The organism is Gordonia sp. UBA7599 (assembly GCA_002477755.1).
Classification (GTDB): domain Bacteria; phylum Actinomycetota; class Actinomycetes; order Mycobacteriales; family Mycobacteriaceae; genus Gordonia.
This window is the reverse complement of the sequence record DLKD01000091.1, coordinates 589-7,562: the sequence shown is the minus strand read 5'-3', so window position 1 is coordinate 7,562 and position 6,974 is coordinate 589. Positions and strand designations below refer to the sequence as shown.

Below are 6,974 nucleotides of genomic sequence, written 5' to 3'. Positions count from 1 at the left end.
CACCGCATCGGCCGCACCGGCCGCGCAGGACGGTCGGGAACCGCGCTGCTGTTCGTCTCGCCGCGGGAGCGCCACTTGCTCCGTGCGATCGAGAAGGCGACGCGGCAGCCGCTGACCGAGATCGACCTGCCCTCGGCCGAGGACGTCAACGCTCAGCGCGTGGCGCGTTTCGCCGACTCGATCACCGAGAACCTCGGTTCGGACAACCTGGACCTGTTCCGCGGGCTCGTGGAGAGCTATGCGCGCGACAACGACGTGGCGATGGCCGACATCGCTGCAGCGCTGGCGCTCGAGACGCGCGACGGTGGCTTCCTGATGGCACCCGATCCGCCCCCCGGCGAGCGCCCGCCGCGCGAACCCCGCTCCGAGCGCGCACCGCGCGGGGGCGGTTCGTTCGCGACCTACCGGATCGCCGTTGGGCGCAAGCAGAAGGTCACCCCGGGGGCGATTGTCGGGGCGATCGCCAACGAGGGCGGACTCTCGCGCGGGGACTTCGGCAACATCAGCATCCGCGACGACTTCTCGCTCGTCGAGTTGCCCGCCGACCTCGACGCCGAGACACTGGCCCAGCTCAAGCACACCCGCATCGGACGCAACGCCATCGACCTGCGGCGAGACATGGGCCCGCCGCGCTCCCGTGGGGGCCGCAAAGGCGGCCCGCGCGACGGAAAGGGTGGTCCGCGAGACGGCAACCGGCGGTCGAATCCCAAGGTCGCGGGCCGTCGCGGCAAGTACTGAAGCCGCGCCGCGGTCGACACTGAGACCGAACCTTTGCGATTTCGTGGGCGTTAACGCGATGTGATATCCGTAACAATGGGAACCCGGCGCGCGATAAGTGTCGTTGCACCCAGGGAATTTCACGAGACGATGTGACAGCGCGAACACGAGACGAAACCGGGAGTTGGCCATGATGCGGGAGATCACAGCGGAACAGGCGTTTGAGCACGCCGCATGCGGTGATGCGGTGATCCTGGACGTGCGGCCCCAGGTCGTGCGGCACCAGGGGAGTGTGCCCGGCGCGCTTGTGGTCGAGCCCGGCGAGCTGACCGGTCGACTCCGGCTGAACCCGGCTGTCCGCCACGACGCCGAGGTGGCGGTCGTGGCGCTCAACGCCCAGGCCGACGAGATCGAAACTCGTTTGTCGCGCCTCGGCTTCACCAAGTTGGTCCGCATTGCCGGCGGTTTCCGCGCAATGCGTGAGCGCGCCTGACGCAACCGCTACAAGTCCTCGCAGTCGCTACCGTCGCAACGGTAGCGACTGTTGGTTTTTGTAGCGGTTGTGTGCGTCAGTCGGCCAGTGCGCGCCGGATCAGCGCCGCGGTCTCGTCGGGGTTCGGGTCGCGACGGACCACGAGCCCCTTGGCGAACGACAATTTGTCGCCGTGGTGGCGCGGCACGACGTGCAGGTGGGTGTGGAACACCGTCTGCATTGCGGCACGACCGTCGTTGACGAGCAGGTTGACGCCGTCGGCGCCGAGCGCCTTGCGCATCGCGATGCCCACGCGCTGGCCGACGGCGAACACCTTGGCGCCGGCGTCGGGCTCGAGGTCGGCGAGCCCGGAGGAGTGGGTCCGCGGGACGATCAGCGTGTGCCCGCGCATGACCGGCCGGATGTCGAGGAAGCCGACGACGTCATCGTCGGAGTAGACCTGGCGGGCAGGCGCCTTGCCGGTGGTGATATCGCAGAAGATGCAGTCGGACATGGCCGGGACCATACCGGATTCGCCGCGACCGCGGTTGATAACGATTTGATAACGATTGCCCATCGCTGCAGGTGAGGGCGTCGTCCGCGGTCGGCTGGCGCGTGAGCAGGAACTTTGACTGGCACATGTGAAGCAGGTCACGCGGCCGGAAAAGTTACTCGCCAGACTACTCGCGGGTATACCGACGGGTCACCCCAAAACATGAGGGTTCCCTCATTTTGGCGTGCGACGATGGTCGTCGAATCCCGCCACGCGCACGTATCTAGGAGAACCTGTGACCATCGACCAGGACCGCATCGTCACCGCCCGTACCGACTCGTACAACGCACCGGAGTCCCTGATCGACCGGATCGCCAACGGCGAGGCGTACGCGGTCGGGTTCGGCGGGCAAGGCACCCCGTGGCTCCCCACGCTGGCCGAGCTGGTGGTCGACGCGGAGCTCCAGCGCAGCTTCGCCCAGACCGTCGTCGCCTCGCAGCGGCTCCTAGAGCCCGTGGCCGCCGAGCTGTCGATGGCCGCACCCGACGGCTTCGACCCGCTGCACTGGGTCGAGCTGTACGAGGCCGGCGACGCCCTCGACGAGGGGGCCGGTGCCGTCAGTGGGTTGCCCGACGAGACTGCCCTGAGCGCCGCCACCGCGTCGGTCCCCGGTGTGTTGCTCGCCCAGCTCGCCGCCGTGGCGTCGCTGCGCAAGCAGGGCCTCGACACCGACGAGTTCCCGCCGTGCAGCGTCGTCGGCCACTCCCAGGGATGCCTCGCCGTCGACGCGGTGCGCGTGGGCGAGAACCTCGCCGATGCTCCCGGCGACGGCGCCCTTCTGGCGCTGGCCCGCCTGATCGGCGCCGCCGGCAGCGTGGTCGCCGCCCGTCGCGGCCTGCACTCGGCGGCCGACGGGTCGCCGATGCTCTCGGTCACCAACGTCGTCCCCGCCCGCATCGACGAGGTGTTGGCCGCCTACCGTGCCGACGCCGTCGACGGTGAGCGCGGGCTGCCCGTCGTCGCGCTGCGCAACAGCCGCCGCGGAGTGGTCCTCTCCGGCGCGCCGGTGCACCTGGCCGCGGTCCAGGCGCGCTGCGAGCAGATCGCCGCGCAGGAGGCCGACGACCGCAAGCGCAAGCTGGTCGGCGGTGCCCCGTTCGCGCCGACGTTCGACCCGCTGACCGTCTCGGTGGCGTTCCATCACCCCGAGATGGCCGACGCCGTCGACCTCGTCGAGCAGTGGGCGCAGCGCTGCGGCCTGGACGCGTCCTGGGCCCGCCGGCAGGCTGCTGCCGTTCTCGTCGATCCGGTCGACTGGGTGTCGATCGTCGGCGAGGTCGTCGCCGACGGCGCCAAGTGGATCCTCGACCTCGGCCCGAGTGACACTGTCACCCGGCTGTCGTCGTCTCTGGTCCGCGGTACCGGCGTGGGGGTCATCCCCGCGGCGCTGCGCGGCGGTCAGCGCAACCTGTTCGCACCCGGCGGCGTGCCCGACGTGGCCCGCGCCTGGGACCGTTACGCACCGCGACTGGCAGTGCTGCCCGACGGCCGCTCGGTCATCGATACCGCCTTCACGCGCCTGACCGGGCGCTCGCCGATGCTGCTCGCAGGCATGACGCCCACGACTGTGGACCCGGCGATCGTCGCCGCGGCCGCCAACGCCGGGCACTGGGCCGAGCTCGCCGGCGGTGGGCAGGTCACCGAGGAGATCTTCGCCGACAACGTCGAGCGGCTCACCGCACTGCTCGAGCCGGGCCGTCAGGCGCAGTTCAATGCGCTCTATCTCGACCCGTACCTGTGGAAGCTCCAGCTGGGCGGCAAGCGACTGGTGCAAAAGGCCCGTGCCCAGGGGGCGCCGATCGACGGCGTCATCGTTTCGGCTGGCATCCCCGAGCTCGAGGACGCGGTCGCACTCGTCGACGAGCTCGTCGAGGCCGGCCTGCACTACGTCGCGTTTAAGCCGGGCACGGTCAGCCAGATCCGCGACGTCGTGCGCATTGCCGCCGAAGTGCCCCATCACCCCGTCATCGTCCAGATCGAGGGCGGCCGCGCCGGTGGGCACCACTCGTGGGAGGACCTCGACGACCTGCTGCTGGCCACCTATGCCGAACTGCGCGCCCGCGCCAATGTCGTGATCTGCGTCGGCGGCGGCATCGGGACACCCGAGCGCGCCGCGGAGTACCTGAGTGGGCGCTGGTCACTGGCCCACGACTACCCGCTGATGCCGCTGGACGGCATCCTCGTCGGCACTGCCGCCATGGCCACCCTCGAGGCCACCACGAGCCCCGAGGTCAAGCAGCTGCTCGTCGACACCGTCGGATGCGACGAGTGGATCGGCGCCGGACACGCGGAGGCCGGCATGGCCTCGGGCCGTAGCCAGCTCGGCGCCGACATCCACGAGGTCGACAACACCGCGTCGCGGTGCGGGCGCCTCCTCGACGAGGTCGCTGGCGATGCCGATGCCGTGGCCGCCCGCCGCGACGAGATCATCGCGGCGCTGGCCGGCACCGCCAAGCCCTACTTCGGCGACGTCACGACCATGACCTACGAGCAGTGGCTGCGCCGCTACGCCGAACTGGCCGTCGGGGAGCGCGACACCGCTGCGGACTGGGCAGACATCACCTGGGAGCAGCGCTTCACCGAGATGCTGCAGCGCGCCGAGGCACGCCTGCACGACGCCGACACCGGCGAAATCGTGAGCATCTTCGCCGACGGCGCCGTCACCGACCCGCACGCCGCCACCGACGCCCTGGTGTCGGCGTACCCGGCCGCGACCGTGGACATCCTGCACCCGGCCGACGTCGCCTTCTTCCTCGACCTGTGCAAGACCCCCGGCAAGCCGGTCAACTTCGTGCCGGTCGTCGACGGCGATGTTCGCCGCTGGTGGCGCAGTGACTCGCTGTGGCAGGCCCACGATGCGCGCTACGGCGCCGACGAGGTGTGCATCATCCCCGGCCCGGTTGCGGTCGCGGGCATCACCCGAGTCGACGAGCCCGTTGGCGCACTGCTCGACCGCTTCGAGTCGGGCCTCGTCGACGAGCTGACCGCCGCGGGCGAGCCCGCGCTCGAGATCGACGCGCGACGCCGTGAATTGGCCGGCACCGCCGGCCCGATCGCCACCATCCTGGCGTCCACGGACGTCTGCTGGGCCGACCGTATCGTGGCCAGCCCGGTGCGCGCGCTGGGCAACCCGGGTCTGTGGGAGATCGTCGACGGCGATCTCGCCGAGCACGCACCTTCCGGTGCCCTGTTGCGTCGTGCCGTCGGGCAGGACCGCTTCGACCTGGTCGTGCCGATCGCCGCGACCACGACCACCATCCCGATGACGCTGACCCCGGCGATTCTCGACGGCGGCGCGCCGCTGGTCGGCATCGACGGTGCCGGTGAGGCGATGACCGGGATCGTGACGGTTGCCGCCGGTGGCGACCTCGCGACCACCTCGCTCTCGCCGTCGGGCGAGCTGACCGCCCGCGTGTCGATCGCCTGGGATCCCGACCTCGCCGCCGATCACCGCGGCGTCACCACCGCCTCGCTGCCCACCGGCCTGGCACCCGAGCCCGGCATCATCGTCCCTGACGCCCTGGTCGGAGCGACCTGGCCGTCGGTGTTCGCGCTGATCGGGGCCGCGCGCACCGATGAGGGCCGACCGGTCGTCGAGGGTCTGCTGGACCTGGTGCACCTCGACCATGCGATCGCGATCGACGCGCCGATCCCGGCGCAGCAGGCTGACCTGACTGCCACCGCCGTGCTGCGCAGCGTCACCGACACCGGTGTGGGCCGTGTCCTGGCCGTCGACGTGGAGATCAACGACGGCGACACCGTCGTCGCGACGCTGGCCGAGCGGTTCGCGATCCGCGGCCGCCTCGGCGCCGGCGAACTCGCCGACCCGGTGCGGGCGGGGGGAGCCGCTGACGATGAGCGCGACGCCACGCGCAAGTTCCTGCGGTCGGCGACAATCGTCGCGCCGCGCGCCATGACCGGCTTCGCACTGGTCTCCGGCGACCACAACCCCATCCACACCGACGCGAATGCCGCGGCGCTGGCCGGGCTCGGCGAACCGATCGTGCACGGCATGTGGCTGTCGGCCGCCGCGCAACAGGTTGTCTCCGCCCGCGACACCCGCCGCGGCGGTGCGCCCCGAGCCATCGAGGGCTGGACCATCCGCTTCCTGGGCATGGTCCGTCTCGGTGACAGCGTCGACGTCCGCGTCGACCGCGTCGGGCTTGACCGTGGCCGCGAGGTCGTCGAGGCGACGATGAAGGTCGACGGCGAGCTCGTCGCGGCCGCCACCGCGTTGCTCGCCGCACCGTTGACCGTCTACGCGTTCCCGGGACAGGGCATCCAGCGCAAGGGGATGGGCCTGGACGCGCGGTCGCGCAGCGCCGCTGCCCGCGACGTGTGGGACCGGGCCGACGCCCACACCCGCGAGGCCCTCGGGTTCTCCATTCTCGCCGTGGTCCGCGACAACCCGACGACCCTGGTCGCCAACGGGACCACCTACCACCATCCCGACGGGGTGCTGTTCCTGACGCAGTTCACCCAGGTCGCCATGGCGACCCTGGGCGTGGCGCAGGTCGCCGAGCTCCGCGAGTCCGGCGCCTTCGTCGACGATGCCATCACGGCGGGCCACTCCGTCGGTGAGTACAACGCGCTCGCCGCATGCGCCGGCGTGCTGCCGCTGGAGGCGGTCCTGGAGGTCGTGTTCCAGCGCGGCGAGGCGATGCACCATCTGGTGCCGCGCGATGCCAAGGGCAACAGCGACTACCGCATGGCGGCGATCCGTCCCAGTCAGTTCGGTCTCGCCGACGACGACGTCGACGACTTCGTGGGCGGTGTCGGCGCACAGGTCGGCGAGTTCCTGGAGGTTGTGAACCTGAACCTGCGCGGTTCGCAGTATGCGATCGCCGGCACCGTCGCCGGGCTCAAGGCGCTGGAGAAGGAGATCGAGCGCCGCGTCGCCGAGTTCGGCGGCAAGCGCGCGTTCATCCTTGTCCCCGGCATCGACGTGCCCTTCCACTCGACCGTCCTGCGCGCCGGTGTGCCGGCGTTCCGCGAGCGGCTCGACGAGCTGCTGCCCGCGCACATCGATCCGTCGATCCTCGTCGGGCACTACATCCCCAACCTCGTGCCGCGGCTGTTCAACCTGAGCCGTGAGTTCGTCGCCGAAATCGCCGACCTGGTGCCCTCGGAACCGCTCAACGCGGTGCTCGCCGACTTCGACTCGTGGGCCGCCCGGCCCGCCGAGCTCACCCGTGTCGTGCTCATCGAGTTGCTGGCCTGGCAGTTCGCCAG

General features: G+C 70.8%; 4 protein-coding genes. 3 read left to right on the top strand and 1 reads right to left on the bottom strand.

Annotated elements, in window-relative coordinates; all coding sequences use genetic code 11:
- A partial coding sequence (locus B4L26_RS10580) for a DbpA RNA binding domain-containing protein (protein ID WP_290718772.1) occupies positions 1–738 on the top strand: 738 nt, incomplete at its 5' end.
- A gap of 169 nt (positions 739–907) precedes the next feature.
- Positions 908–1,210: a rhodanese-like domain-containing protein gene (locus B4L26_RS10575; RefSeq protein ID WP_290718770.1), complete on the top strand. Its 303-nt coding sequence runs from the start codon at positions 908–910 to the stop codon at positions 1,208–1,210.
- A 76-nt stretch (positions 1,211–1,286) separates the two neighbouring features.
- On the opposite strand, the gene B4L26_RS10570 is transcribed toward B4L26_RS10575, so the two are convergent.
- Entirely contained in the window at positions 1,287–1,703 is a 417-nt protein-coding gene (locus tag B4L26_RS10570) for an HIT family protein (protein WP_290718768.1), read from the bottom strand.
- 274 nt (positions 1,704–1,977) lie between these two features.
- On the opposite strand from B4L26_RS10570, the gene B4L26_RS10565 reads away from it, so the two are divergent.
- Positions 1,978–6,974 (top strand): fatty acid synthase subunit beta domain-containing protein (locus B4L26_RS10565; RefSeq protein ID WP_290718765.1); only part of this gene is annotated, 4,997 nt, incomplete at its 3' end.

Bases quoted from the DNA above. Each gene is read 5' to 3' on its own strand.
- B4L26_RS10575 (WP_290718770.1), top strand. From the start codon at position 908: ATGATGCGGGAGATCACAGCGGAACAGGCGTTTGAGCACGCCGCATGC.
- B4L26_RS10570 (WP_290718768.1), bottom strand. From the start codon at position 1,703: ATGTCCGACTGCATCTTCTGCGATATCACCACCGGCAAGGCGCCTGCC.